The sequence below is a fragment of the Accumulibacter sp. genome (assembly GCF_032229525.1).
GTDB lineage: Bacteria > Pseudomonadota > Gammaproteobacteria > Burkholderiales > Rhodocyclaceae > Accumulibacter.
In genome coordinates this window covers 53,606-79,763 of sequence record NZ_JAVTWB010000253.1, presented here as the reverse complement: position 1 = coordinate 79,763, position 26,158 = coordinate 53,606, and the positions used below count along the sequence as shown (strand labels likewise).

25 protein-coding genes and 1 tRNA gene are annotated in these 26,158 nt (G+C 61.8%); 8 read left to right on the top strand and 18 right to left on the bottom strand.

Annotation, left to right across the window (positions count from 1 at the left end; all coding sequences use genetic code 11):
- Positions 1-23 precede the first annotated feature (23 nt).
- Both clpP and tig read right to left on the bottom strand, forming a co-directional pair.
- Positions 24-653 (bottom strand): ATP-dependent Clp endopeptidase proteolytic subunit ClpP, encoded by a 630-nt coding sequence (gene clpP / locus RUW20_RS20100; protein ID WP_313953994.1) that lies wholly within the window; start codon positions 651-653, stop codon positions 24-26.
- A gap of 39 nt (positions 654-692) precedes the next feature.
- Complete coding sequence (gene tig, locus RUW20_RS20095) at positions 693-2,048, bottom strand: trigger factor (protein ID WP_313953993.1); 1,356 nt, start codon at positions 2,046-2,048, stop codon at positions 693-695.
- Positions 2,049-2,775: 727 nt separating this feature from the next.
- On the opposite strand from tig, the gene RUW20_RS20090 reads away from it, so the two are divergent.
- The 8 genes from RUW20_RS20090 (at position 2,776) to RUW20_RS20055 (ending at position 11,723) form a co-directional block, all read left to right on the top strand.
- On the top strand, positions 2,776-3,093 hold the full coding sequence (locus RUW20_RS20090; protein WP_313953992.1) for a hypothetical protein: 318 nt from the start codon (positions 2,776-2,778) through the stop codon (positions 3,091-3,093).
- A gap of 56 nt (positions 3,094-3,149) precedes the next feature.
- Positions 3,150-4,364 (top strand): ferric reductase-like transmembrane domain-containing protein, encoded by a 1,215-nt coding sequence (locus tag RUW20_RS20085; RefSeq protein ID WP_313953991.1) that lies wholly within the window; start codon positions 3,150-3,152, stop codon positions 4,362-4,364.
- Positions 4,364-4,729, top strand: coding sequence for a cytochrome b5 domain-containing protein (locus RUW20_RS20080; protein WP_313953990.1), 366 nt, complete (start codon positions 4,364-4,366; stop codon positions 4,727-4,729). Before RUW20_RS20085 ends, RUW20_RS20080 begins: the two co-directional genes overlap by 1 nt.
- Positions 4,730-4,995: 266 nt before the next feature.
- Positions 4,996-5,970 carry a ParB/Srx family N-terminal domain-containing protein gene (locus RUW20_RS20075; RefSeq protein WP_313953989.1) on the top strand — a complete coding sequence of 325 codons (975 nt, stop codon included), beginning with the start codon at positions 4,996-4,998 and terminating at the stop codon, positions 5,968-5,970.
- A 381-nt stretch (positions 5,971-6,351) separates the two neighbouring features.
- Positions 6,352-7,350, top strand: coding sequence for an arsenosugar biosynthesis radical SAM (seleno)protein ArsS (gene arsS, locus RUW20_RS20070; RefSeq protein ID WP_313953988.1), 999 nt, complete (start codon positions 6,352-6,354; stop codon positions 7,348-7,350).
- Positions 7,351-7,431: 81 nt separating this feature from the next.
- On the top strand, positions 7,432-8,130 hold the full coding sequence (locus RUW20_RS20065) for a haloacid dehalogenase type II (protein WP_313953987.1): 699 nt from the start codon (positions 7,432-7,434) through the stop codon (positions 8,128-8,130).
- Between the two features lie 88 nt (positions 8,131-8,218).
- On the top strand, positions 8,219-10,363 hold the full coding sequence (locus RUW20_RS20060; protein WP_313953986.1) for an FAD-dependent oxidoreductase: 2,145 nt from the start codon (positions 8,219-8,221) through the stop codon (positions 10,361-10,363).
- 433 nt (positions 10,364-10,796) lie between these two features.
- Positions 10,797-11,723, top strand: coding sequence for a DUF3616 domain-containing protein (locus RUW20_RS20055; protein WP_313953985.1), 927 nt, complete (start codon positions 10,797-10,799; stop codon positions 11,721-11,723).
- 2 nt (positions 11,724-11,725) lie between these two features.
- Here RUW20_RS20055 and RUW20_RS20050 read toward each other — a convergent pair.
- From RUW20_RS20050 to tsf, 16 genes are all read right to left on the bottom strand, one after another.
- A tRNA-Ser gene (locus tag RUW20_RS20050) sits at positions 11,726-11,816 on the bottom strand.
- A 116-nt stretch (positions 11,817-11,932) separates the two neighbouring features.
- Positions 11,933-12,745 carry an RNA methyltransferase gene (locus RUW20_RS20045; RefSeq protein ID WP_313953984.1) on the bottom strand — a complete coding sequence of 271 codons (813 nt, stop codon included), beginning with the start codon at positions 12,743-12,745 and terminating at the stop codon, positions 11,933-11,935.
- The gene (rnhB, locus tag RUW20_RS20040; RefSeq protein WP_313953983.1) at positions 12,742-13,344 is read right to left on the bottom strand and encodes a ribonuclease HII; all 603 of its coding nucleotides are present in this window, start codon (positions 13,342-13,344) and stop codon (positions 12,742-12,744) included. The genes RUW20_RS20045 and rnhB overlap by 4 nt, the downstream gene beginning before the upstream one ends.
- Positions 13,322-14,509: a lipid-A-disaccharide synthase gene (gene lpxB, locus RUW20_RS20035; protein ID WP_313953982.1), complete on the bottom strand. Its 1,188-nt coding sequence runs from the start codon at positions 14,507-14,509 to the stop codon at positions 13,322-13,324. The genes rnhB and lpxB overlap by 23 nt, the downstream gene beginning before the upstream one ends.
- The gene (lpxA, locus tag RUW20_RS20030; RefSeq protein WP_313953981.1) at positions 14,506-15,276 is read right to left on the bottom strand and encodes an acyl-ACP--UDP-N-acetylglucosamine O-acyltransferase; all 771 of its coding nucleotides are present in this window, start codon (positions 15,274-15,276) and stop codon (positions 14,506-14,508) included. Before lpxA ends, lpxB begins: the two co-directional genes overlap by 4 nt.
- A gap of 8 nt (positions 15,277-15,284) precedes the next feature.
- Complete coding sequence (gene fabZ, locus RUW20_RS20025; protein WP_313954050.1) at positions 15,285-15,734, bottom strand: 3-hydroxyacyl-ACP dehydratase FabZ; 450 nt, start codon at positions 15,732-15,734, stop codon at positions 15,285-15,287.
- A gap of 5 nt (positions 15,735-15,739) precedes the next feature.
- A complete protein-coding gene (gene lpxD, locus RUW20_RS20020; protein ID WP_313953980.1) occupies positions 15,740-16,771 on the bottom strand; it encodes a UDP-3-O-(3-hydroxymyristoyl)glucosamine N-acyltransferase in 1,032 nt (343 codons plus the stop codon).
- Positions 16,772-16,800: 29 nt separating this feature from the next.
- Positions 16,801-17,283, bottom strand: coding sequence for an OmpH family outer membrane protein (locus RUW20_RS20015; protein ID WP_313954049.1), 483 nt, complete (start codon positions 17,281-17,283; stop codon positions 16,801-16,803).
- 51 nt (positions 17,284-17,334) lie between these two features.
- Entirely contained in the window at positions 17,335-19,620 is a 2,286-nt protein-coding gene (bamA, locus tag RUW20_RS20010) for an outer membrane protein assembly factor BamA (protein ID WP_313953979.1), read from the bottom strand.
- A gap of 4 nt (positions 19,621-19,624) precedes the next feature.
- A complete protein-coding gene (gene rseP, locus RUW20_RS20005; RefSeq protein ID WP_313953978.1) occupies positions 19,625-20,992 on the bottom strand; it encodes an RIP metalloprotease RseP in 1,368 nt (455 codons plus the stop codon).
- Entirely contained in the window at positions 20,992-22,176 is a 1,185-nt protein-coding gene (gene ispC / locus RUW20_RS20000; RefSeq protein WP_313953977.1) for a 1-deoxy-D-xylulose-5-phosphate reductoisomerase, read from the bottom strand. Before ispC ends, rseP begins: the two co-directional genes overlap by 1 nt.
- Before the next feature lie 17 nt (positions 22,177-22,193).
- Complete coding sequence (locus RUW20_RS19995) at positions 22,194-23,030, bottom strand: phosphatidate cytidylyltransferase (RefSeq protein ID WP_313953976.1); 837 nt, start codon at positions 23,028-23,030, stop codon at positions 22,194-22,196.
- A complete protein-coding gene (gene uppS / locus RUW20_RS19990) occupies positions 23,023-23,817 on the bottom strand; it encodes a polyprenyl diphosphate synthase (RefSeq protein ID WP_313953975.1) in 795 nt (264 codons plus the stop codon). The genes RUW20_RS19995 and uppS overlap by 8 nt, the downstream gene beginning before the upstream one ends.
- A 23-nt stretch (positions 23,818-23,840) precedes the next feature.
- Positions 23,841-24,401, bottom strand: a complete 561-nt coding sequence (gene frr, locus RUW20_RS19985) for a ribosome recycling factor (protein WP_313953974.1) — start codon at positions 24,399-24,401, stop codon at positions 23,841-23,843.
- A gap of 11 nt (positions 24,402-24,412) precedes the next feature.
- Positions 24,413-25,135 carry a UMP kinase gene (pyrH, locus tag RUW20_RS19980; protein ID WP_313954048.1) on the bottom strand — a complete coding sequence of 241 codons (723 nt, stop codon included), beginning with the start codon at positions 25,133-25,135 and terminating at the stop codon, positions 24,413-24,415.
- Positions 25,136-25,182: 47 nt separating this feature from the next.
- Complete coding sequence (gene tsf, locus RUW20_RS19975; protein WP_313953973.1) at positions 25,183-26,076, bottom strand: translation elongation factor Ts; 894 nt, start codon at positions 26,074-26,076, stop codon at positions 25,183-25,185.
- Positions 26,077-26,158: the final 82 nt, after the last annotated feature.

The window sequence follows — 26,158 nt, the reverse complement described above, 5'->3', positions numbered from 1 at the left end:
CCTGGATGCGAAGTCGCCCCCAGTCAACCGGCGACCCGATTGGCCAGCACCTTGTCGATCAGACCATATTCTGCCGCTTCCTGCGCCGAAAGGAAATTATCACGATCGGTGTCACGTTCAATACGCTCGATGTCCTGCCCGGTGTGATGGGCCATCAGCTCGTTGAGTTTGGCGCGCAGCGACAGGATTTCCTTGGCGTGAATCGCAATGTCGGACGCCTGTCCCTGAAAACCACCCATCGGCTGGTGAATCATCACCCGCGAATTGGGCAAGGCGAAACGCTTGCCATGCGCACCCGCAGCCAGTAGAAAAGCCCCCATCGAGCAAGCCTGCCCCATGCACAAGGTCGACACCTCGGGCTTGATGAACTGCATGGTGTCGTAGACCGACAGGCCGGCCGATACCGAACCGCCCGGCGAGTTGATGTAGAAATGGATGTCCTTGTCCGGATTCTCGGCTTCCAGAAAAAGCAACTGCGCCACCACCAGATTGGCGGTGACGTCATTGACCGGACCCACCAGAAAAATGACGCGTTCCTTGAGCAAGCGCGAGTAGATATCGTAGGCACGTTCGCCACGACCGCTCTGCTCAACCACCATCGGCACCAGGCCCAGTGCCTGCGGATCCCAGTTGCTGCCGTCGTCAACACCCATGTCGGCTCCTCTGCCTCGAGTCCACTGCGTATTAAGCATTCAGGACGCCTGCCCCATCAGTTCATCGAAAGCGACCGGCTTGTCGCTCACCTTGACGCCGGCCAGCACCCAGTCAACCACGTTGGCCTCAATCGCTGCACTCTCGAAATCGCCCAGGCGCTCGGGCTGGGCATAATACCAGCGGATGACCTCTTCCGGATGCTCGTAACTTTGCGCCGCTTCCTCGACCATCGCACGCACTTGAGCCGGTTTCGCCTGCAATTCGTGCTGCTTGACGATCTCCGCGAGAACCAGCCCAAGACCGACCCTGCGCGTGGCCTGATCGACAAACCATTCACGCTGCATCGGCACATCCTTGACCTTCATGCCGCGCTGCTCCATATCCTGGCGGGCAAGCTGCGTAAGACGCTCGATCTCTTTGTCCACCAGAGCGCCCGGCACATCGACCGGATGAGCCGCGAGCAGGGAATCCATCACCTGCCCGGTAATTTTCGTCTGCAGCCGCTTCTTCACCTCGCGCCGGAGATTGGCATCGATCTCGGCACGCATCTTGACGAGGTCACCATCGGCGACGCCAAGTGCTTTGGCGAAATCGGCATCGACTTCCGGCAACACCGCTTCGCCGACTTCCTTGGCGGTGATGTCGAAGGTCACGGTCTGACCGGCCAGTTCCTTGGAAAAGTACTCTGCCGGAAAGGTCATTTCGAAAGATTTGCTTTCACCCGGGCTGCTACCGATCACCGCTTTCTCGAAGTCAGGCAGCATTTTGCCTTCACCAAGAACGAACTGGTAATCCTGCCCTTGGCCGCCCTGGAAGGGCACCCCATCTTTCTTGCCGAGAAAGTCGATGCTCACCCGATCCCCGTTTGCCGCGGCACGATCGACGGGTTCGTAGCGCACCCGCTGCTTGCGCAGGATTTCGATGGTGCCATCAACCTCGGCGGGGCCGACTTCAAGAACCGGACGCTCAAGTTCAAGATTGGCCAGATCGTTGAGCTTGATCTCGGGAAACACCTCGAAAACGGCCGCGAACTCGATATGCGTCGTGCTGCCGCTGTCCTTCGCCTCGATCTTCGGACTGCCAGCGACGCGCAATTTCTGCGTCGTCACCGCCTCGCTGAGCTGGTTGCCCAGCGTTTCGCTCAGAGCTTCCTGGCGGGCCTGGTCGCCGTACTGCTGGCGAATGATGTGGGTGGGTACCTTGCCTGGCCGGAAACCCGGCATTTTCATGTTCTTGCCGAGGCGCTTCAGGCGCTGGTCGACCTCTTTGTCGAGGTCGGCGATTGCTACCGACAGGTCGACGCGACGCTCAAGCGCGCTTGCGGCGGGTACGCCAGCATCGGGCGAAGTGGGGGCGGAGGCGTCAGTGTCGGTATTCGCGGCGTTTGTTTCCATTAAGAATCCTTGTGATACGGGCTGAAAGGTGAGTGGACCCTGGCGCGGCCAAAAGAAGCCTCGCCGACGGACAATGCGGCGCTGAGCAGCCAGATCAAAGATGCAGAAACCATTCTGTTCTCAGGCAATCGCTGGAACCGCGAGGATTCGCTGGGCCATCGGTATGGGCGTATGCTCGCGCAACACCCGTCGGCCGGCAAACACACGCCATCGGGAAACTCCGCCGACTCCGGCTTCGCATCCGCGCTGTCATTCCACCGCGCCGCATACGAAAAAGGCACGATTCTACAGCAATATTTCGAGGGTCGAAACCCGTGCCGTGCAGGCGCGCCCCCGCCACGCCTTCCGGCCACCAGACACTGGCCCCCCAAAGCAGGCCCTGCCGAGCCCGCTGTGGCAAGGCGGTCACATGCGCCATCCCGACTCACGCACTGATGCGCGGCCCTGTTGATTGAAGCGGTGCCAAAGCGATGGCGTCGGCCCGGTCCGCGGCGCATCGTACAGACGACGGATTACCCAACTGCGCAAGACCAGACAGTGTGGTTAAATAGTCCCGTAGCTCTGCCGCGGCGCGGCTTGAGCTGTTTGCCGTCACACCATTCACGCCGGTCAGACTCATGAAGGAATCCCGAGAGTCAGCTCGTCCTGGTCGCACGACCGCGCCCAACCGTGGCAGCTCTCCGTTATGCCCGTCGCTGCGAAACACGAGCTTGCGGAACGCTGATCGATGAACAGGCGCGCAATCAAGACGCTGAAGACCCTGCTGGCCGCTGCCCTGTTGCTGCCATCGATCGCTGGCGCGCGTGCAGAAGGCCCCTGGCACGCGGCTCGCCAGAACACCGCTGGCTGGCAGTTCATGACGCCCGACGAGCGCGTCGAGCACCAGCGGCAGATGCGCAGTTTCGAGAGCTACCAGGAGTGCAAGGCGTATCAGGACAGGCAGCACGCCGAAATGGCCCGGCGAGCCGCCCGGGCAGGCGTCGTTCTCGAACGGCCGAGCCAGTCCGGCTGCGAAAAACTGCGCGCGCGCGGCAAGTTACAGTGAGCTTCCCGTCGTCCGGCGCAGCACCGCGCAGCCTCGTCGCGCCATTGATAGCTCTCGTGATCACGCTCGCCAGCGTCTCTTGGGCCTTCCCGGACGACCTGACCCCGTGGCGTACGGCCGCCATCGTCAGCGGCTGGGCGGGTACGGGGCTACTGGTCGCCAGTCTGTTGCTGATGATCCGCGAGGCGCAGCTGACGCGGCTGCTCGGAGGCCTCGAGCTAAGCTACCGCTGGCATCACCGCTGCGGCCTTGGCGCCTACCTGCTGCTGCTCTGCCACCCGCTGGCCCTGGCGCTCGACGGCTGGAGCGAGGATCCGCGCCGCGCCTGGCAAACGCTGACGCCCCTCGCGCAGTCGTGGCCATTGTGGCTCGGCTGGGCCGGCCTGCTGCTATTGATGTTCGGCCTGGCGACGACTTTCGCCCTGCACCTGCCCTACCGCCGCTGGCGGGCCTTCCATTTCGTGCTCGGCGCCGGCGTCGTGCTGGGCTTGACGCACGTGTACGTGCTGCTCGGCAATGACAGCTTGCTCCTCGCGCTGCTGATCATGGCGGCCGCCGCCCTCGGCTGGCGCCTGCTGGCCACTGATCTCGGCCTGGCTGCGCATCCCTATCGGGTCACCCAGGTCCAGCCACAGGCACGGGGAACGATCGAAGCTTCGCTGGCGCCCTGCGCCGCAGCGCTGGTGGTGGCGCCCGGTCAGTTCGTGCTCGTGGCTTTCGGTGACGGCCTGAACTATCGCGGCTGCGGCGAATACCATCCGTTCACCGTCAGCGGTCTTGAAGCCGAGGGCCGGCTGCGGGTCACCGTCAAGGCGCTCGGGCCGTGTTCTCGGCGCCTGCAGGCGGTCGAGCCGGGCGTGCTGGTGCGCCTCGAAGGCCCCTTCGGCACCTTCCTCGACGACACGCGTTCGCTGCCACAGCTCTGGGTGGCCGGCGGCATCGGCATCACCCCGTTCATGGCCAGCTTGCGAGGGCAGCGCTGCAGCCAGCCGACGACCCTGCTGTACCTCTATCGCAATGACGCCGAAGCGGCATTCCTCGAAGAGCTCGGCGACCTGGCCAGCGCAGACCCGCTGTTCGAACTGCTCACCGATGCTTCCGGTGACCAGGCGCCCGACGTCGATCGCCTGCTCCAGCAGGTGTCCCGCCTGAACGACCGGCAAGTCCACATGTGCGGGCCGCCGCCGCTGCTGGCCACCATTGGCACCGCCCTGCGGCAGCGCGGGGTCGCCAGCGTCGCCATCCACTTCGAGACCTTCGACTTCCGCTGATGCGCCCACTATTCCTATTCGCCACCGCGTCGTTCTGGCTGGTCGTACTCGGCTTCGCGGCAAGCGACTTGTGGCTGCCAGCCGCGCCGCAGGCGCTTCCTCCCGTCACCACCAGCAAGGCTCATTCGCTCGCTGAAGTCGCCAGGCACAAGACGCCGGACGATTGCTGGATGGCGATCGGTGGCCAAGTGTACGATCTCAGCAGCTATCTGCCCGAGCACCCCAGTGACCCCGACGTGATTGTCGCCTGGTGCGGGCGTGAGGCAACACCCGCCTACCTGACCAAGGGCAAGGGGAGAGCCCACTCCGCCCGTGCTGATCGCTTGCTCACCGAGTACCGAATCGCCACCCTGCGGACCCCGTGACGACGGGTGCCCGGGTGTTCTGCCGGCGTTCACACAGCTGATCGGCAACCGGTCCTGGCGCACGACCGGTAGCCACCCGCGCGGCAATCCTCGATTCGCCCGCACACCGACCGCGTGCTGTCGTCCCGGCCCCAGCGCCTGCATATGCCACCGCGCTGAGCGCAGCGGCAATTGACTTGCTTTCTCTCGCCGCCGATACTCCCGACGGCCCGGCAACAATGCCGATCCACAGCTGTTTCACGTTGGTTTAACAGAGGAGAGACGCGATGCGTGCTATCACCATGATGCTTTCGGGATTGATGATGATCGGATTGTCGGGGGCGGCTGACGCCAAGAAGAGCAAGGACCACGAGGACAGCGCGCTTCCCAAGTGCGGCAACAAGACCAAGGTCGCCAGACCGGATGATGGGATCATCACCCTCAAGGAGAAGAAGAAGCGGGGCTGTGTCATTGATGTGCAAGACCTCCACCCGACCCAGTCGGCCGTCGGGATGGACGCCGTGGAATGCAAGGCGGCAAAGATTTCGGGCAAGGCCAAAGCCGGAAAACTCGAGAAGTACCTGCTCGCGGATAACCGCTGGGTCCCGCTGGTGCGCGGACCCGGGGGCGTGTTCTATCTGACCGACCACCATCACCTGTCCACCGCCGTCTGGAATGCGGACATCAAGGACAAGGAGAAAAAGGTCAACGCCTACCTGCTCAACGACTGGTCCGCCATGCACAAGGACGCTTTCTGGGCGTTGATGGCCAAGGAGCACGACGTCTGGCTGAAGAACCCCGCCGGCGAGGATATCAAGCCAAGTCAGCTGCCAAAAAGCATCAGTACCTTGCAGGACGATCCGCTGCGCACCCTGTCGGCCTGGGTACGGGGCAGCTGCGGCTACGTCAAATGCGACCCTCCCGGCGCCGCCAGGGACGACGACGAACTGAGCTGCGAGGACAAGTTCCACGAGACCGCGACCTGCGCACCAGCGACGGTCTACTTCCTCGAGTTCAAGTGGGGCGCCTACCTCGGCAGCGTCCCCGAGGTGAAGGCCGCGCTCGGCGGTGAACCCACCTGCTCGCAGCAAACCCCGCTGGATCAGAAGTGCCTCGACAATCAGTATGACCAGATGGTCAAGGCTCTGCCCCTGGCGATGAAGGCCGCGGCGGCACCGGAGGCGGCCAAGGCCCTGGGCAATGACGCCGGCTACAATCCGGCGGTACAGACCGGGATTCCCCAGCCGAAGCGCTGTAACTGATCGCAAGCCATCGGGGGTGCGGCCTGGCGCCACCGTGCCGCGCCCCCGCCCTGAGCGAACGAGCGGTAGCGACCACCCGACGCAAATCCTGCGCAACGATCGCCGCCCGTTGGTGCTCAGACTGTCCGACGCAGGGTCGTACGGCTACTGTCGGACAGAGGTGTTCTTTGGCTGACAGCCCTGAGTTCACCCAGCGCTTGAGTAAGCAGTTTTCGCGCTTTCCCGACCTCGGAGAATCCGGCAATAGCGCCGGGAATGTCGTATCGTTACCGGTCTGGTCGCCGGGCGACCGCCTTTTCTCGATGCTGCGCGACCCAGTGGTGTAAGGAAAGATGGTTAGCAGTCGACCAAGGTGGGACGACCCAACGGAGAAAAACAAGCATGCACGCCACCCTGCCCCTCCTCGCCATCAGTACCTTCCCGGCCCTGAGCCGGCGCTCGGTCGAAAGCCTGCAGGTCAACCTCGGTTACCGCTGCAATCAGAGCTGCCTACATTGCCACGTCAATGCCGGCCCGCAGCGCAAGGAAGAGATGACCGCGGAAACGATCGATGCAGTGCTGGCCTTCATCGCCGCCAGCCCCGAAGTGAAGGTGCTCGACCTGACCGGCGGCGCGCCCGAGCTGAACCGGCATTTTCGCCGGCTAGTGGTCGCTGGGCGACAACGCGGCCTGCGGGTCATCGACCGCTGCAACCTGACCATCCTCGAAGAACCGGGCCACGAAGATCTGGCTGAGTTCCTGGCAGCGCATGGCGTCGAAGTGGTCGCCTCACTGCCCTGCTATCTCGAAGAGAACGTCGACCGGCAACGCGGCAAGGGCGCTTTCGACGGCAGCATCCGCGGCCTGCAGCGGCTCAACGCGCTGGGCTACGCGGCGCCCGACAGTGATCTGGTGCTCAACCTGGTGTTCAATCCGCAGGGACCGACGCTGCCGCCACCGCAGAGGCCGCTGGCCGCCGCCTATCGGGAGCACCTCGGGCGGGAGTTCGGCATCGTCTTCAACGAGCTGTTCACGCTGAGCAACATGCCGATCCAGCGCTTCGGATCGATGCTCATCTCCAAGGGGCAGTTCAACAGTTACATGCAGTTGCTGCGTAGCGCGCACCGCGACGACAATCTCGAGCAGGTGATGTGCCGCAACCTGCTGTCGATCGACTGGCAAGGTTATCTTTACGATTGCGACTTCAACCAGCAGCTCGGCCTGCCGATGGGCAAGCCCGGTCGCCCTCGCCTGCACATCACCGAGGTAACCGCGGCGGCGGTCGAAGGCTGCGCGATCCGGGTCGCCGATCACTGCTACGGCTGCACGGCGGGACAGGGATCAAGTTGTGGCGGCGCGCTCGGTGACGAAGTCGCCGCAGCGCCGACCTGCGGCCTCTGATTCAGCGGCAAGCGACGCGCGACCGGCGGACAAGGCCTTCTCGCGTGGCCGCCACCAGGCGCACAAAAGGGAGGACTGACCATGACAGAACTGCAACTGGACGGCATCGAAGCCTGCGTCTTCGACGCCTACGGCACGCTCTTTGATTTCAACAGCGCGGCACTCGCGGCAAAAGACGAACTCGGGGACGATTGGCTTCGCCTTTCGGACCTCTGGCGTCAGAAGCAGCTGCAATACACCTGGCTACGCGGCCTCGGCGGTCGACATGCCGATTTCTGGCAGGTTACCGGCGACGCGCTCGATTTTTCGCTGGCGACGCTGAAGATCGATCGGCCCGACCTGCGAAGCCGCCTGATGGAGCTCTACCTGCACCTGGGAACCTATCCCGAAGTGACCGAGACCCTGCACCGGCTGAAAGCCGCGAGAATGAAGCTGGCGATTCTGTCGAACGGGACACCGGCCATGCTGGCGGCGGTCGTCGAGAGCAGCGGCCTCGACGGCGTCTTCGACGCGGTGCTCTCGGTCGAAGACGTCGGCGTCTTCAAGCCGCATCCGTCTGTCTATGGCCTGGCCGCCGATCGCCTGCAGGTCACCCCGGACGCGATCTGCTTCCTCTCGTCGAACGCTTGGGATGCCTACTCGGCCAAAGCCTTTGGCTTCCGTGTCCTGTGGTGCAATCGCTTTGGCCAGGCCGCCGAGCGAATTCCGGCGACGCCCGACGGCGAAATCAAGGACCTCTCCGAACTGCCGCCTATCCTGTTTCCTGCAGCCCAAGCGTAGCGCCCGCGACCGGCACTGTAAGACGACGGCGGCGCCGGCCGACAGAACGGTCTACTGACAACAAGACCAAAGATCGGAGAAGACCGCGATGAATGTTCGACGACTGCTGCTCATGGCCGCACTGGCAGCCCTGATAGTGGCCTACTTCGCTCTCGACCTTGGGCGCTTCCTCAGCCTCGATTACCTGAAGAGCCAGCAGGAGGCGATCGCGGCCTGGCGGGTAACCCATCCGTTGCAGGCGGCGCTGGCGTTCTTCGTCATCTACGTCGCCGTGACCGGCCTGTCGCTGCCCGGCGCGGCGGTGATGACCCTGGTCGGTGGTGCAGTTTTCGGTCTCTTCTGGGGCTTGCTGCTGGTTTCGTTTGCCTCGTCGCTCGGTGCCACCCTCGCCTTCCTGGCATCGCGCTTCCTGCTGCGCGACTGGGTACAGAAACGCTTCGGCGACCGCCTGCGGGCGATCAACAGCGGCGTCGAGAAGGACGGTGGATTCTATCTGTTCACCTTGCGCCTGGTACCAGTCTTCCCATTTTTCGCCATCAACCTGTTGATGGGTCTGACACCGATCAAGACGCGGACCTTCTACTGGGTCAGCCAGCTCGGCATGCTCGCCGGCACACTGGTCTATGTGAATACCGGCACCCAGCTGGCAAAAATCGATTCGCTTTCAGGCATCCTCTCGCCCGGCCTGCTCGGGTCGTTTGTGCTGCTCGGGGTCTTTCCGCTGATCGCCAAGAAGATTGTCGAGATGCTGGCCGCCCGGAAAGTCTACGCGGGCTGGCAGAAACCGGCGCGCTTCGACCGCAACATGGTGGTCATCGGCGCCGGCTCGGCCGGTCTGGTCACCGCCTACATCGCGGCGGCGGTCAAGGCCAAGGTGACTTTGGTGGAAAAGCACAAGCTCGGCGGTGACTGCCTGAACACCGGCTGCGTGCCGTCGAAGGCACTGATCCGCTCGGCCAAGCTGCTGTCGCACATCCAGCGCTCGCAGGAGTTCGGCATCCGCGACGCCAAAGCGGAGTTCGACTTCGCCGAAGTGATGACGCGCGTGCAGCGGATCATCAAAACCGTCGAACCGCATGATTCCGTCGAACGCTACACCGGGCTGGGCGTAGAGGTGATCGAAGGCACGGCAAAAATCGTCTCACCGTGGGAGGTGGACATCGTTCGCAATAATGGCAAGAGCGAGCGCCTGAGCACCCGCAGCATCGTCATCGCTACCGGCGGCCGCCCCTTCGTGCCACCGCTACCGGGTCTTGATGAAGTCGGCTATCTGACTTCCGACACCGTCTGGGATCTGCGCGAACTGCCCCGGCGGCTGCTGGTGCTCGGCGGCGGCCCGATCGGTTGCGAACTGACGCAGGCCTTCTCCCGCCTTGGCGCCAAGGTGACACAAGTGCAACAGGGCCCACGGATCATGGTCCGCGAGGATCCGGAGGTGTCCGAACTGGTCATGCAGCGTTTCCGCGCCGAAGGCATTGCCGTGCTGGTCAATCACCAGGCCAAGGCTTTCGTCATTGAGGAAGGCGAGAAGATCCTGATCGCCGAGCATCAGGGCCAGGAGGTGCGCATCCCCTTCGACGCGCTGCTGGTCGCTGTCGGCCGGGTGGCCAATCTGAAGGGCTACGGCCTCGAGGAACTGGGCATCGCTGCCAAACGCACAGTCGAGACCAACGAGTTCCTGCAAACGAAATATCCGAATATCTACGCTGCCGGCGATGTCGCCGGACCATTTCAGTTCACCCATACGGCGGCACACCAGGCCTGGTACGCGGCAGTCAATGCGCTGTTCGACCCTTTCCGCAAGTTCCGCACCGACTACTCGGTGATTCCCTGGTCGACCTTCGTCGAACCCGAGGTGGCGCGCGTCGGACTCAACGAAACCGAGGCCAGCGAGCGCAAGATCGCCCATGAAGTGACGGTCTACGGCCTCGACGATCTCGACCGGGCGATCGCCGACGGCGAAGCACACGGCTTCATCAAGGTCCTCACCGTACCCGGCAAGGACCGTATTCTCGGCGTCACCATCGTCGGCGAACACGCTGGCGACCTGATCGCCGAGTATGTCCTGGCCATGCGGCACGGTATCGGACTGAACAAGATCCTGGGCACCATCCATATCTACCCCACCCTCGCCGAAGCCAACAAATACGTCGCCGGCAACTGGAAAAAGGCGCACGCGCCGCAGAAACTGCTCGAATGGGTTGGACGCTTCCACAGCTGGCGCCGCGGCTAGGGAAAAGCGGGGCGGCCCCAGCTGAAATTCGTGCTGCTGCCGATGCTCGGCACCCTCGGCGCCATCAGCAGGCGGCCGGAACGCGCAGCTCAAACACCCTATGGTGATCCGTGACGGTGGCAGCGCCCAACTCATTCGCGTTGGTGGCGGGCAAATGCCCGGAGGTGCATTCGATCGAACACCTCGAGAGCTTTTTTGAGTTGCACTTAAAGCGGATTTCCTTCTGGCGGCTCGCTCAGGCGCGCGCTCGCGGTGGCGACCATCCGCTCTAGTTCATGGAGTACGACTGGCGATGGAAGGACGCGGCCGGGACGATCTTGAGAGCAGCACCGCATCCATGTTATGTTCGGCCGTTTGCCCCTGCGATAGTCGCAGATAGTCCCACCCACCCCTTGAAGTTCCTGGCTTGCATTCCTGACACGAGGCCACCCACTTGGCTCCTGACAACATCCCGATCTTTGGCACCTTGACCGGAATCTTTGAGCCGTCCGGCATTCGGCAGCTCCCTGACGGCCGCTTCATTGTTGCCGAAGACGAAGAGCGGCCGGCACTCAGCCTGCTCAGGATCGATGCCGACGGCAATGTCGACAGCATGGCTCTGGAGCCCTACAGGCCGCTGGGTATCGCCGTCGAGTTCTGGAAACTCGTTGACCTCGAGGGTGTGGCCGTCGACCAGACCGGATACATCTACGCGATAAGCTCGCATTCCAGGAACAGTGCCGGCGACGAAAAGACATCGCGCGAAAAACTGGTCCGCTTCCGGATCGAGGGTGATCGCGTCGTCGAGCCGGTGGAGGCGATCGGACTGAAGCGTTCCCTGCTGGCGGCGCACCCGCTGCTCGCCGCGGCTGCCGAGATACGGGACGTCAAGAACATGGGGGGGCTCAACATCGAAGCGCTGGCGATGACTCCGGACGATAGCTCCCTGCTGGTGGGATTCCGCAGCCCGCTGCTTGAGCAGCGGGCGATCGTCGCTTTCATCGAAAACCCGCAAGCGGTTTTCGAATCGGGTGAACAGCCCGTAATCGCCGCCCGCCTGGCGACCCTGGACCTGGGCGGCGACGGGATTCGTGGGATGGCTTACGTGCGCCTGCTCGCTGGCTATCTGGTCATCAGCGGCCCGACGAATCGCGAACAGGTTCAATTCGGACTCTGGTTCTGGGGCGGCAATAGTGATGACCCTGCGCGTCGGGTAACCGTCGCGGGCTTGCCGGGCTTCGAACACGCTGAGGGTATCTGCCCGGCCTTGATCGATGGCGAACAACGCATCATCATCGTCAGCGACGACGGCAGCAAGAAGACTGGACGCTTTGCCCGTTTCCTGATCCTTGATCCGGGACAACTGCAGATCGAGGCTTGAACTGGCGGAGAGAGCGGGATTCGAACCCGCGTTAGGATATTATCCTAAACACGCTTTCCAGGCGTGCGACTTAAACCACTCATCCATCTCTCCGCAAGACGGCGGATTCTAGCAGAACGCTACGGGAACACCAAACTTGCCTGCAAGTTGCAGCAAAGGCTATGGCGACCTGCGAACAGCGGTCCAGGCAGTTCGCACGACGCAGCGCCTTACGGCCGGTTGTCGGCCAGCGGTGGCTCGCTCGCCAGCCGACGCCTGACCGTCTCGAACAGGCAGATCGCAGCGGCAGCGGCAACATTCAGTGATTCGCTGGCGCCCGGCATCGGGATGCGCAGCTGCACACCGGTCGCGGCGATCACCGTTGACCTGACGCCGAGCCCCTCGCTGCCAAATACCCAGGCCAGCGGTCGGCCAAGATCAGCCGCATAGAGGCTCTCTGCCCCGGCCAGCGCAGTCGCAACGGACTGACCGCGATAGGTCGCGAGAAAGCCCGGCAGATCACAGTTTTCATGGATATCGAGCTGGAAATGCGCGCCCATCGCAGCCCGTAGGGTCTTCGGTGACCAGGCCTGCGCACAATCGACCGACAGCAGGGCCTGGCAGAAGCCCGCCGCCGCAGCGCTGCGCAGGATCGACCCGACATTTCCCGGATCCTGAACACCATCGAGCAGGATGGCGTCGGCATCGTCAGCAGGACCGTGCGCCGGTCGCGGCCGCAAAACGATGGCCATGATCCCGCTTGGCGCTTCCACCGTCGCCAGATCGTCGAACAGCGCATCGGCAAGAAGAGTGACCTTGGTGGTGGCCGCTCGGTTCTCCAGATAGCTGGCGTTTTCGGGCCGGCTGACACCGCTGTCACTGACCAGCAGTTCTTCGGGAAGGCCATAATGCTGGCCGTAGGCTTCTATCAGATGCATGCCGTCGAGCAACACGCAATCGCTCTTGCGCCGCTCGCGGCCGCTCCGGCAGATCTTCAGTAATGTCTTGTACTGCGCATTGTCACGCGAAGCGATCCTTTTCATGACTGGCTGAGTCGGGCGACCGGCGCGTAACTGCGGCGATGCTGCGGACTCGCGCCATGATCCTGCAGCGCCTTGAGGTGAAATGCGGTCGGATAGCCCATATGCCGATCGAACCCGTACTGTGGGTAGATCGCGTGCAGGACAAGCATGCCGGCGTCGCGAGTGGTTTTGGCGAGAATGGATGCCGCAGCAATGGCGGCGACCTTGCCATCGCCACCGACGATAGCTTCAACGGAGCAGTCGAGCTGCGGGCAATGAATTCCATCGACCTGCGCGTGACGGGGAGTGACGAGCCCGTGCCGACCCGCGAGTGCGGCGACCGCCCGCTGCATCGCCAGCAGGCTGGCCTGCAGAATGTTGATGCGGTCGATCTCCTCGACGCTGGCTTCGGCGACCGCCCAGGCCACCGCCGTGGCACGGATCTGCTCGGCCAACGTCGCCCGCTTTCTGGGCGAAAGCTTCTTCGAATCGTCAAGACCGGCGATCGGCCAGGCCGGATCGAGGATCACCGCAGCAGCGACCACCGGCCCGGCCAGCGGACCGCGGCCCGCCTCATCGATACCACAGACGAGACCGTCAGGCGGCAGCAGGAAGGGCACGGTCGCTAACTACCATTGGCAGGCAATCGAGGACCGCCGAGGCCGCTTTGTCGGCGGCGTTTTGCCGAAGTTGCAGATGGATCTCTGTGAATACCGACCTGATCCGTTCGCACAGTAATTTGTCGGCGTAGAGGTTGAGCAGCGCCTGCGCCAGGTTTTCCGGCGTCGCTTCATCCTGGATGAACTCCGGAACGATGAACCGGCCGGCCAGAACGTTGGGCAAGCCAACGTAAGGCAGATAGCCCATGCGACGCATCATTCGGTAAGAGAGCGGCGCCATCTTGTAGACGATGGCCATCGGTCGCTTCAGCAGTGCAGCTTCGAGAGTGGCCGTGCCACTGGCCACCAGGACGGCGTCGGCAGCCATCATCGCCTGGTGCGCGTGGCCGAACAACAGACGAATCGGCAGTTCCTTCGCCCGGCAGCGATGCAGTGCGGCGTCAAACAGTTCGCGTGTTTCACGACTGGTCAGCGGGGCGAGAAAGACCGCATCGGGAATCTGGTCGCGAATTCGGCGCGCGGTTTCGATGAAGGTGTCCGCCATGTACTGCAGTTCCGATTGCCGACTGCCAGGCAAAAGGGCGAAAACCGGCGCCTGCGACGACAGGCCGAGCACGGTTCGCGCCGCGTCGCGCCCGTCTTCGATTGGCAGCATGTCGGCCAGGGGATGGCCGACGTAGGTCACCGGAATACCCTGTTTCTCGTACAGCGCCGTTTCGAACGGAAATAGTGCCAGCACGCGCGAAACTGCCGCACCGATCTTGTGGATGCGCTCACCACGCCAAGCCCAGATCGACGGGCTGACATAGTGGATGCTCGGAACACCGCGACGCTTGAGAGCCTTCTCAAGCGCCAGGTTGAAGTCCGGCGCATCAACGCCGATAAAGATGTCGGGCGGATCAGCCAGCAGGCGACGCTTGAGGTCGCTGCGGATAGCGGCGATTTCGCGATAGTGCCGGAGCACCTCGACATAGCCGCGGACGGCCAGTTTCTCCAGCGGATGCCAGGCCTGGAAGCCCATGCCGAGCATTCTCGGACCACCCACCCCGAAGAATTCCACGCCTGAAAGTTTTTCCTGAAGCGCCTGCATCAACTGGCTGGCCAGCAGATCGCCCGACGCCTCCCCGGCCACCATGGCGATCCGCACCGGTACCGGTGCGGTCATCGAATGATGCCGCGCTTCGATACCGCGAGGAAGTCGATCAGCGGTTGGATCTCCGGATGCGCGAGGACCTCTTCATCGAGCTTGGCTCGCGCCTCGTCGAGCATCAGTCCTGATTTGTAAAGTGTCCGGTAGGCGCGTTTCAACGCCAGCAGCGCTTCCGCCGAAAAACCGCGGCGCTTGAGTCCCTCGGCATTGATGCCAAAGGGACTGGCCGAGTTGCCAGCAGCCATCACGAAGGGGGGAACGTCCTGCAGCACCACCGTCCCGACGGCGGTCATGGTATGGGCTCCGACGCGGCAGAACTGGTGGACTCCCGTGTAGCCGCCAAGAATGGCCCAATCGCCGATGTGAACATGACCCGCCAACTGCGCATTGTTGGCAAACACGGTGCGGTTACCCACCTGGCAATCGTGTGCAATGTGCACGTAGGCCATGATCCAGTTGTCGTCACCGACGCGGGTAATGCCTACATCCTGAGCGGTGCCGAGGTTGAAAGTGCAGAATTCGCGAATCGTGTTGCGGTCACCGATCTCCAGGCAGGTGGGCTCACCGTCATACTTCTTGTCCTGCGGCACTTCGCCGAGCGAACAAAACTGGAAGATCCGATTGTCGCAACCGATGCGGGTCCGCCCGGAAATCACGACGTGCGGACCAATCACCGTGTTATCGCCAATCTCCACATGTTCGCCGATGATCGAGTAGGCGCCCACCGCGACGTTGGCCCCAAGGCGCGCGCCGGAATCGACAATTGCACTGGAATGGATCATGCCTGCAGTCACCCGGCGGCTCCAGCGACATCACGCTTGGCGCACATCAGTTCGGCTTCGGCGACGACCTCACCGTCTACCCGGGCCTCTGCCTTGTATTTCCAGATACCGCGCATTTGGCGCAGGATGTGGACATGCAGATGCAATTGGTCGCCCGCAGTTACCGGCTTCTTGAAGCGTGCGCCGTCGATGCCGACAAAGTAGAAAACAGAGTTCGGGTCAGGCTTGACGCCCATCGTCTTGAACGACAGGATGCCTGCCGCCTGCGCCAGGGCTTCCATGATCAGCACGCCAGGCATCACCGGATGATGCGGGAAATGGCCAACGAAAAACGGTTCGTTGACCGTCACGTTCTTGTAGGCATGGATTGCCTTCCCCAACTCGTAGTCGACCACCCGGTCGACCAGAAGAAACGGGTAGCGATGCGGCAGATGCTCCAAAATTTCGTGAATATCCATTGCGGTCAAGGCGCTTTCTCCTTCAGTTCGAGTTTCTTCTCAAGTTCGGCGACCCGCTCGGCGAGCCTCGCCAGACGCCTGATCTGTGCCGCGTTATGTAACCACTCCTGGTGCGCCTCAAGTGGAAAGATGCTGGTGTACTGACCGGCGTGGGGCAGGTTCCTGGTCACCATACTGCCCGCCGAGATGTGCACATCGTCGGCCAGTTCGAGGTGGCCGATGATCATCCCTGCGCCGCCGACGGTACACCGGCGACCGATTCTGGTGCTGCCGGCAATGCCGACGCAGCCGGCCATCGCGGCATGGTCACCAATAATGACGTTGTGGCCGATCTGGATCTGGTTATCGAGCTTGACCCCATCACCGATCACCGTGTCGTCGAGCGCGCCACGGTCGACCGAGGTATTGACCCCAATCTCCACATCATCACCAATCACCACCCGACCGATCTGCGGAATCTTGAGCCAACGCTCGCCCTCCTTGGCAAACCCGAAGCCGTCCCCACCGATGACCGCACCGGCGTGAATGATGGCCCGTTTACCAATCACGCAGCCGTCATAAATAACGACATTTGGGTAGAGCAGGGAATCGTCGCCAATCGACACGCCATCACCGATCACACAGCCGGGATGTAGCGTGACGTTCTCACCGATTGTTGCGGTCTCACCGATGACGACGTTCTCGCCAATACTGGCCGACGGCGGCAATTCCGATTTGACGACCGCGCCCCGATGAACCCCGGGGCGGCGTTTCAATGGCGGATTGAGCAAGGCGGCGACGCGCGCATAATAAGCGTAGGCGTTGGGGTGAACGATACGCGGCAATGACGTTTCGGAGGAGAACTGCGGCGGCACGATCACGGCCGCGGCTTGGGTCTTTTTCAGTTGCTGCCGATATTTCGGACTGACGAGAAAAGCGATGCAGCCCTCGCCTGCCGAAAGGAGGCTCCCTACCTGTGAGACGACAACCGAGCCATCACCCTCGACCACGCCGCCGAGATGGGCGACGATCTCGTCTAGCCGCAGGCCTCCTGACACCTGAACGCCATTGCTTGATCGGTTGGCGCTTACTTCGCGTCCCGGGAGTCTGATAGGGCCTTGATCACCTTGTCGGTGATATCAAGTTTCGGACTGACCCAGACCACATCCTGGACGATCAGGTCGTACTTCTCGCTCTCGGCGAGTTGCTTGATCGCCTTGTTCGCCTTTTCGATGATCGCCGCATTTTCCTCATTCTGGCGCAGGTTCAGATCCTCGCGGAACTCCCGTTGCTTGCGCTGGAACTCGCGCGACATTTCGCCCAGATCCTTCTCTTTCGCGCGACGGTCCGCTTCGGCCATCGTCAAACCATTCTTCTCGAGCGTCTCTTGCAAGCCCTGAAGCTGCTTGGCGAGACGCTGCAAATCCTGGTCGCGCTTGGAAAACTCCTGCTCGATCTTCTTGGCAGCTTTTACGGCTGCGGGTGCATCACGAAAAAGGCGCTGGGTATTGACGTAGCCAACCTTCAGTGCTTCTGTCGCCGACGCGTAAGACACCGGCAGCGAGGCCATCAACGCAACCAGCAGTCTGGCAATCGTTTTATTCAAGCTACTTCTCCTAGGCTAAAAGGTGGTCCCGAACTGAAACTGGAATTTCTGGAGTTTATCATTACTTTTCTCGTTGATCGGTTGACCGAAACTGAACTTGAGCGGTCCGAGCGGCGAGACCCAAGCGGCGGCGAGGCCGACCGACATCCGCAATCCCTCATCCGAGAAAGTGTAATTGTCGGTAAACACGTTACCGGCGTCAAAGAACGGCCCGAAGCGGAACGACTTGTCGACCCCCGGCAATGGCATCAGGACTTCGGAGTTGAACACCAGCTTGCGAGTACCCCCGAGACGAGTATCGGGATAAAGAGGATCGACAGGGCCGAGGCTCGCGGTATCGTAGCCGCGGACCGAGTTGACGCCACCCGCGTAGAAGTTCTTGTAGAAGGGCAGGGACTGCCCCGACAAGCCGTCGGCGTAGCCCACCTCGCCATTGAGCATCAGCACGACGTCCTTGGCAACCTCGAAAAAACGTTGATGCTGGTAGGTTGCTCGATAGAAGGTCAGGTCGGCGCCGGGGATCGCCACCTCCAGCCCAGCCCGCTGAACGCCGCCAGTGGTCGCGTAGATCGCGCTGTTCCGCGTATCGCTGGTCCATGATACGGTCGCTGGCACCGTAACGTTGGAGTCGCCGTGCTGGGCCTGAAACTGGATGTACTGGATCGGCGTCGCCACCGTAATCGGCGTGATGTCGATGGTCGTCTGATCGACCGCCAAGCCAAAGTTGAGCGTGTCCTTTTCACCAATCGGATAGCCGAAGCGGATTCCGCCACCGTATGACGTGGATTGAAAGGCGTAGCCGAGAGAGGTCGGGTTGAGCGTGCGGTAGTAGAGGTCGAAGCCTTGGCTGATGCCGTCGACGGTGAAGTAGGGATTGGTATAGTTGATGCCCAAAGTACGGTTCAACTTGCCGGTGTTGAGCTGCAAGGACAGGAACTTGCCGCTGCCAAAGATATTGGCCTGCGAAATGGAACCCGACAGGATCACCTTTTCGGCACTCGAGTAGCCAGCCCCGATGGAGATGTTACCGGTCGATTTTTCGGCCACATTGATGTTCACATCGACCTGATCAATGGTCCCCGGCACGGGCGGGGTTTCCACGTTGACCTCGCCGAAATAGTTGGTCTTGTCGATTCTTGCACGGGACGCCACGACCCGGTCGGCGTCATACCAGGCGCCTTCCATCTGGCGCATTTCCTGACGGATCACCTCGTCGCGCGTCTTGGTATTGCCGGTGATGTTGATCCGCCTGACGTAAGCTCGCTTGCCCGGATCGACGAAGATGGTGAACGCCACCTGGCGTTTCTCCTTGTCGATCTCCGGCGCCGCATTGACGTTGGCAAACGCGTAGCCCTGTGCGCCGAGCTTGTCGCCAATGCTCTTGGTACTCTCGTTGAGCTTCTGGCGGGAGAAGACGTCCCCCGGCTTGATCGTTACTGCCTTCCTGAACTCTTCCTCCGACAACGTCGTCAGATCGCCCGCAAGTTTCACCGATGAAACGACGTAGCGCTCTCCTTCCTTGATGCTGATGGTGATGTAAATGTCCTTCTTGTCGGGACTGATCGATACCTGTGTCGACTCGACATTGAATTCCAGATAGCCGCGATCCAGGTAATAGGAACGCAGCGTTTCGAGATCGGCAGAAAGCTTCTGTTTTGAATACTGGTCGCTCTTGGTGTACCAGCTGGTCCATGTCGGCGTCTTCAACTCCATGACCCCGAGCAGGTCTTTCTCCTTGAGTGCATTTGCACCGACGATATTGATCTGCTTGATCTTGGTTGTCTCACCTTCGTCAACATTGAAGTTGATCGCCACGCGGTTTCGATCCAGTGGCGTGATGGTGGTGGTGATCGCCACTGCGTACCTGCCCCGCGAGAGATACTGACGTTTCAGCTCCTGTTCGGCCTTTTCCAGAGTGGCGCGGTCGAAAGTGCGCGATACGGATATCCCCACCTCCTTCAGGCCCTTGAGCAACTGCTCCTTGTCGAACTCCTTGTTGCCAACGAAATCGATCTGCGCGATCGCCGGGCGCTCCTCGACGACGATGATGACCACGCCGCCATCGATCTCGACCCGCACGTCCTTGAAAAAACCTGTCGAAAACAGTGTCTTGATGGCCTGCGCTGCCACCTCGTCGTTCATCGTGTCGCCGACCTTGACCGGCAGGTAGCTGAAAATGGTTCCAGCTTCAACACGCTGAATGCCTTCGACACGAATGTCCTTGACCGTAAACGGTTGCATGGCAGCCGCGCCAGAGGCCAACAGGGTAGCAAGCAGACCTGCGAGCAGGTTTCTCTTCATGAGCTCAGCCGGAAAACAGTCGATTGATATCGTTGTAGAAAGCGAAGGCCATCAGCATAATCAGGAACGCCAGACCGATCTGCTGGCCGATTTCCATGCTTCTTTCGGAGAGCGGCCCACGCTTGATGATTTCGACCAGATAATACAGCAAATGCCCCCCATCCAGAATCGGGATCGGCAGCAGATTGAGAACGCCGAGACTGATGCTGACCAGGGCGAGAAACTTGAGGTAGTAGTCGAGACCCAGTCTCGCCGATCGGCCGGCATAGTCGGCAATGGTCACCGGCCCGCTGATGTTTCGCCACGAAACGTCACCAGTAACCATCTTGCCGATCATCAACAGGGTAAACGTCGACTTGTCCCAGGTCTCTGCGACGGCCTTGCCAAGCGCTGACAGCGGATCGTAGCTGACGACGGTCATCAACTCGGCCCGCGACCGGCCGTGATCGCTGACAGTGACGCCGATCCGGCCGATCTCCTCGCCTTCATCGTCGACCGCAGTCGGGGTCACCAAAATCCTGATTCGCTGACCGTCACGCAACAGATCCAGGGCCAGCGGCTTTCCGGGTGCCTGGCGAACGACGCTGACGAGATCCGCCCAATCGCCAATGGCCTGGTCGTCGACAGCCAGCACATGATCACCGGGACGCAGGCCGGCATCGGCCGCAGCGCTGTTCGGGTTGACCGCGGCAAGGATGGCAGGCAGTCGCGGACGATAAAGACCGAGTCCCAGCCTTTCCAGTGCGTCACCTTCCCAGCCCGAGTGTCGAATAGCCGAGACATCCAGGCGACGGATGCTGATTTCGTTGCGCGGGTTGATCAGCTCGAGGTCAATCTGATCCTGGTCTACAGCCTGCTGCAGCAACAGCCAACGCATTTCCTGCCAGGTCCGCACGCCCTCACCGGCAACCTTGAGGACCAGCTCGCCGCTTTCAACGCCGGCCGCCGCCGCCGGGCTGGCAACGACTGGAGCACCGAGCAATGGCTTGAATTCCTCGGTACCGTGCCAGAACAACACCCAATAGAGGAGGATTGCCAAGAGAAAATTGGCCATCGGGCCAGCCGCGACGATCGCCATCCGCGCGAGGACCGGCTGCCGGTTGAAGCTCCGGTGCAAGTCCGCCGCCGGAACCTCGCCTTCGCGCTCGTCGAGCATCTTGACGTAGCCGCCCAGGGGAAAAGCGCCAATCGCCCACTCGGTGGCGTCAGGGCCGAAACGCCTCGACCAGAGCGGCCGGCCAAAGCCGACCGAAAAGCGCAGGACCTTGACGCCAACCCAGCGCGCCACGAGGTAGTGTCCGTACTCGTGGACGACAACCAGAATTCCCAGGGCCAGGGCAAAGGCTGCCAGGTAATAGAGAAAGCCGCTCATCAGCAGGCCTTCGCGATGATGAACTGCTCGGCGGCCTCGCGCGCCATCCGGTCGGCAGCCAGCACGTCGGCCAATGAGTCGAGCACTTTGGTTGCCGGCAACTGATCCATGGCCGCTGCAATCACCAGGTGAATCGTCGTAAAAGCAATGCGCCCCTCCAGAAAGGCCTGAACCGCGACTTCGTTGGCAGCGTTCAGGGTGGTCGACGCGCAGCCGCCTTCACTGAGCGCGCGATACGCCAGGGCAAGACATGGAAAGCGCTCAAGGTCCGGCCTCTCGAAATGCAGTGACGCCACCTGGAAGAGATCCAGGGGCTCGACGCCCGCCGCGATACGCCGCGGATAGGCCAGCGCGTGCGCGATCGGTGTGCGCATGTCCGGATTGCCGAGTTCGGCGATCACCGAGCCATCGGCGTACTGGACGAGTGAGTGGACGACGCTTTCCGGATGAATGACCACTTCGATTTTGTCGGCGGGAACGTTGAACAGCCAATGCGCTTCGATGATCTCCAGGCCCTTGTTCATCATCGTCGCCGAATCGACCGATATCTTTTGTCCCATCACCCAGTTCGGATGGGCACAAGCTTGCTCCGGGCTAACCGAATCAAGGTCGGCAAGCGCCATTGTGCGAAACGGGCCACCCGATGCGGTGAGGAACAGGCCAAGCACGCCGCTTTCTGAGAGATTACCTGAATAATCGCTAGGAAGTGACTGAAAAATAGCGTTATGTTCACTATCTATCGGTAACAAAGTGGCGCCGTTCTGGTGAACTGCGCGCATGAACACCGCGCCGGCCATGACCAGCGCTTCCTTGTTCGCCAACAGAATCTTCTTGCCGGCGACGGCGGCTGCCAGGGTCGGCGGCAAGCCGGCGGCACCGACGATGGCCGCCATTACGACATCAACTTCCGGCAATTCGGCCATGCGCAGCAGCGCCTCGGGGCCCGACGCAACTTCCGTCGGGCAACTCGCGGCGGCCAAGCGAGCAGCGAGGGCAGCCGCCAGAGCCCGATCACCAAGGACCGCGTAGCGCGGCTGGAACTCGATGCACTGCTCGAACAGGCGCTCGACCTGACGATGCGCGCAAAGCGCAACGATCCGATAGCTCTGCCGGTGGCGACGAACGACATCCAGGGTATTGACGCCGATCGAGCCGGTCGATCCCAGAATCGTCAGATTTTGCACAGCGCTCCCCGAAGATCTCAATGCAACGCGACCAGCCAGACCAGCGCAACCAGCGGCAGGGTCGAGGTGAGGCTGTCGATGCGGTCGAGCACACCACCATGACCCGGCAGTACGTTACTGCTGTCCTTCAGGCCCGCCTGGCGCTTGAGCAGCGACTCGAACAGGTCACCAAGAACACTGATGATGGTCAACAGAACCAGGACCACGACCAGCAGCAGGTAGTTGCTGGCCAGAACTGCCGGCAGCTTCGATGACAGCAGGAAGCCATAGGCAAGGACCGCGACACCGCCGCCAAGCGCTCCTTCCCAGGTCTTGCCCGGGCTGATGGTGGGCGCCAGCTTGTGCTTGCCGAAGCGCCGGCCGGCAAAATAGGCCCCGATATCCGCCAGCCAGACGACGCCCATGATCGCCAGCAAGGCCAACGGTCCAGCCTGACGTAGCTGAACCAGCGCCAGCCAGGTCGGCAAGATGAGCAGGATGCCTGTCGCCACGCCGACCGCCGCGTTCGATAGCGGCCAGCGTTGCTTCAGCCAGACCGGCACGGCGAGCAGCCAGAAAACCGCAGCGGGCAGATAGCACCACACACCCAGACGCCATGCTGCCGCCGAAAACTCTCCGCCAAGACCGACAGCCGCCGGTTCGAGCGCGCCGAGAGCCGCACACAGGACGACCAGCAGGACGCCGAAAGCGAGCCGCAGCCCCCCCCCGAGGCGCATCAAACCGCCCCACTCCCAGGCAGCGATGGCGGCTACCGCAGTAGCGAGCATCAGCCAACCCAGGGGCGGCAAATAGAACAGTGCGGAGAAGAAACCGGCAAGCAGGAAGAGCGCGGTGATCACCCGCGTCCTAAGCATCTATGCGCGGACCTGTCGGTGAAGCCGGAGCCGTCGGACTCCCGATCAGCTGCTCACTGGTTCGCCCGAACCGACGTTCGCGCTGCCGATAGGAGAGCAGCGCCGCCTCAAAGACCGTCGAGTCAAACTCGGGCCAGAGCACATCGGTGAAGTAGAACTCGGAATACGCCAGCTGCCAGAGCAGGAAATTGCTGATCCGCTGCTCTCCACCCGTGCGGATGAACAGATCGGGCTCGGGCGCGTAGCTCATGGCCAGGTGCGGAGCGAGATCGCTCTCTCGCCATTCCCCGACCTTACCCGGGTCAGCGTGCAGCATCCGGTTGACCGCCTGAAGGATGTCCCAGCGCCCACCGTAGTTCGCCGCGATGGTCAGGACCAGTCGGCTGTTGGCTGCCGTCCCGCGCTCCGAGTCATGGATCAGCGTCTGCAGACCCGGTTCGAAACGTGACAGGTCGCCAACCACACGCAAGCGCACACCGTTGCGGTCGAGCTTGCCGACCTCATCCTTGAGGGCGTGAACGAAGAGGTCCATCAGCAGGGAAACCTCCTCTTGCGGGCGACGCCAGTTCTCCGAGCTGAAAGCAAACAAGGTCAGATACTCGATGCCTCGCTCCAGACAGGCACGAACCATGGCACGAACGGTCTCGACACCGCGATGGTGGCCGGCAAAGCGAGGCAGCAAGCGCTTCCTGGCCCAGCGCCCATTGCCGTCCATGATGATGGCCACATGCCGCGGGACCGCCGACGTCGCCGGAACGTCCCGGGTGGAACTGCCAAAAAGAGCCATATTCGATTACTCGTCCGGCAATGCTAGATGGCCATCAACTCGGTTTCCTTGTGACTGAGTTGCTGTTCGACTTCCGCAACGTGCCGATCGGTGAGTTTCTGAATTTCGTCCTGAGCGCGATGCTCCTCATCCTCGGAGCACTCCTTGTTCTTGAGCATCTCTTTCAGAGTCGCAATCGCGTCACGTCGCAAGTTCCGCAGGGCGACCTTTGCTCCCTCGGCCTCACCCTTGACCACTTTGATCAGTTCCTTGCGCCTGTCTTCGGTCAGCGCCGGCATCGGCACACGAATCAGATCGCCTTGCGAGGAGGGATTGAGACCCAGATCGCAATCACGAATGGCCTTTTCGACCTTCGCTGCCAAGCCTTTTTCCCAGGTCTGCACACCGAGTGCACGGGCATCGATCAGGGTCACGCTGGACACCGTGTTGATCGGCACCATCGAGCCGTAGTACTCAACCTGCACATGGTCGAGCAAGCCGGTGTGAGCGCGCCCGGTCCGCACTTTCGCCAGGTCGGTCTTGAGAGCCTCGAGCGACTTCTGCATCTTTCGCTCGGTAACCTTCTTCACGTCTGCTATCGACATCTGCTTCTCCGTCAGCAATACACCAGGGTGCCTTCGTTTTCACCCATCGTAACCCGCTCCAGCGCGCCCGGTTTGAAAATCGAGAAAACGTTGATCGGCAACTTCTGGTCTCGACACAGGGCAAAAGCAGTGGCATCCATTACCGCAAGGTTCTGCGCAATCGCCTCGTCAAAACTGATCCGTTCGTACCGTATGGCCAGCGGATCCTTCTTGGGGTCGGCGGAATAGATACCGTCGACCTTGGTCGCCTTGAGCACGATTTCAGCACCGATTTCTGCTCCACGCAAGGCTGCCGCGGTATCGGTCGTGAAAAACGGGTTACCGGTCCCGGCCGCGAAAATCACGGTCCGGCCCTGCTCCAGGTAACGGATTGCCCGCGCACGAATGTACGGCTCTACCACTTGCTCGATATTCAGCGCCGACTGCACGCGTGATGCCATGCCGGCGGCACGCATGGCATCATGTAGCGCCAGGCCGTTCATTACCGTCGCCAGCATGCCCATGTAATCTGCCTGCGCACGGTCCATGCCAGTGGCCGCAGGCGCAAGGCCGCGAAAGATATTGCCGCCACCGATCACCACGCCGACCTGCACGCCCATATCGACAATCACCTTTATCTCCGCCACGATGCCGGAGATCGTCTGGCGGTTGATGCCGTACGCATCAGCCCCCATGAGGGCTTCACCGGAGAGCTTGAGCAGGATACGTTTGTACTTCGGCGAATTTTCGGACATCGGCGTCTGGCTCCTTTGGGCAGCTTGGGTCAATTGCTGGCGGTCGCCTACTTCTGGGCCGCAGCGGCCTGGGCAGCAACTTCGGCCGCAAAGTCATTACTTCTTCTCGCAATGCCTTCACCGACCACGAACAACGTGAAACCAGCAACCGAAGCACCCTTGGCCTTGAGCAACTGGGCGATCGTTTGCTTGCCGTCTTCGGCCTTGACGAAAACCTGACCGAGCAGCGTGACTTCATTGAGGAATTTCTGCACCGATCCTTCGGCGATCTTCTCGATCATCGCTTCCGGCTTGCCGGCCTCTTTCGCCTTCTCGATTGCGACACGACGCTCGCTATCGATCAATTCGGCCGCGACACCGGTCGCGTCCAGCGCCTTCGGCTTGGATGCGGCGATATGCATGGCAAGATCCTTGCCCAACTGGTCGTCACCGCCAACGCGATCGAGGAAAACGCCAATCCTGGCACCGCCATGAACGTAGGAAGCGAGTTTTCCCGTCGCCTGCATGCGAACGAAGCGACGGATCGACAGGTTCTCGCCGATCTTGCCGACCAGCGCGGTACGCGTCGATTCGACGCTCCCGCCAGCCATCGGCAAAGCCGACAAGGCGGCGACGTCAGCCGGGTCGTGCTTGGCAACCAGGGCTGCACAATCGCTGGCCAGCTTCAGGAAATCGTCGTTCTTGGCGACAAAGTCGGTTTCGCAGTTGATTTCGATCATCGCACCCAGCGTGCCGTCGTCCGACAGATGGATCGCCACGACCCCCTCGGCGGTAATGCGACTCGCCGCCTTGCTCGCCTTCGAGCCAAGCTTGACGCGCAGCAGTTCTTCGGCCTTGCTCATGTCGCCGGCAGCCTCGGTCAGCGCTCTCTTGCACTCCATCATCGGCGCGTCGGTTCTTTCGCGCAGCTCTTTCACCATGCTTGCGGTAATATCCGCCATTTCACTCTCCACTTGCGGACACGGCCGGAAGTGCCGGCCGCGCCTCACTGAACACCTTCAAGACAAACAGACTGGCCGGCCC

Bases quoted from the DNA above. Each gene is read 5' to 3' on its own strand.
- clpP (WP_313953994.1), bottom strand. From the start codon at position 653: ATGGGTGTTGACGACGGCAGCAACTGGGATCCGCAGGCACTGGGCCTG.
- tig (WP_313953993.1), bottom strand. From the start codon at position 2,048: ATGGAAACAAACGCCGCGAATACCGACACTGACGCCTCCGCCCCCACT.
- RUW20_RS20090 (WP_313953992.1), top strand. From the start codon at position 2,776: ATGAACAGGCGCGCAATCAAGACGCTGAAGACCCTGCTGGCCGCTGCC.
- RUW20_RS20080 (WP_313953990.1), top strand. From the start codon at position 4,364: ATGCGCCCACTATTCCTATTCGCCACCGCGTCGTTCTGGCTGGTCGTA.
- RUW20_RS20075 (WP_313953989.1), top strand. From the start codon at position 4,996: ATGCGTGCTATCACCATGATGCTTTCGGGATTGATGATGATCGGATTG.
- arsS (WP_313953988.1), top strand. From the start codon at position 6,352: ATGCACGCCACCCTGCCCCTCCTCGCCATCAGTACCTTCCCGGCCCTG.
- RUW20_RS20065 (WP_313953987.1), top strand. From the start codon at position 7,432: ATGACAGAACTGCAACTGGACGGCATCGAAGCCTGCGTCTTCGACGCC.
- RUW20_RS20060 (WP_313953986.1), top strand. From the start codon at position 8,219: ATGAATGTTCGACGACTGCTGCTCATGGCCGCACTGGCAGCCCTGATA.
- RUW20_RS20045 (WP_313953984.1), bottom strand. From the start codon at position 12,745: ATGAAAAGGATCGCTTCGCGTGACAATGCGCAGTACAAGACATTACTG.
- lpxB (WP_313953982.1), bottom strand. From the start codon at position 14,509: ATGACCGCACCGGTACCGGTGCGGATCGCCATGGTGGCCGGGGAGGCG.
- lpxA (WP_313953981.1), bottom strand. From the start codon at position 15,276: ATGATCCATTCCAGTGCAATTGTCGATTCCGGCGCGCGCCTTGGGGCC.
- fabZ (WP_313954050.1), bottom strand. From the start codon at position 15,734: ATGGATATTCACGAAATTTTGGAGCATCTGCCGCATCGCTACCCGTTT.
- RUW20_RS20015 (WP_313954049.1), bottom strand. From the start codon at position 17,283: ATGGCCTCGCTGCCGGTGTCTTACGCGTCGGCGACAGAAGCACTGAAG.
- bamA (WP_313953979.1), bottom strand. From the start codon at position 19,620: ATGAAGAGAAACCTGCTCGCAGGTCTGCTTGCTACCCTGTTGGCCTCT.
- rseP (WP_313953978.1), bottom strand. From the start codon at position 20,992: ATGAGCGGCTTTCTCTATTACCTGGCAGCCTTTGCCCTGGCCCTGGGA.
- RUW20_RS19995 (WP_313953976.1), bottom strand. From the start codon at position 23,030: ATGCTTAGGACGCGGGTGATCACCGCGCTCTTCCTGCTTGCCGGTTTC.
- uppS (WP_313953975.1), bottom strand. From the start codon at position 23,817: ATGGCTCTTTTTGGCAGTTCCACCCGGGACGTTCCGGCGACGTCGGCG.
- frr (WP_313953974.1), bottom strand. From the start codon at position 24,401: ATGTCGATAGCAGACGTGAAGAAGGTTACCGAGCGAAAGATGCAGAAG.
- pyrH (WP_313954048.1), bottom strand. From the start codon at position 25,135: ATGTCCGAAAATTCGCCGAAGTACAAACGTATCCTGCTCAAGCTCTCC.
- tsf (WP_313953973.1), bottom strand. From the start codon at position 26,076: ATGGCGGATATTACCGCAAGCATGGTGAAAGAGCTGCGCGAAAGAACC.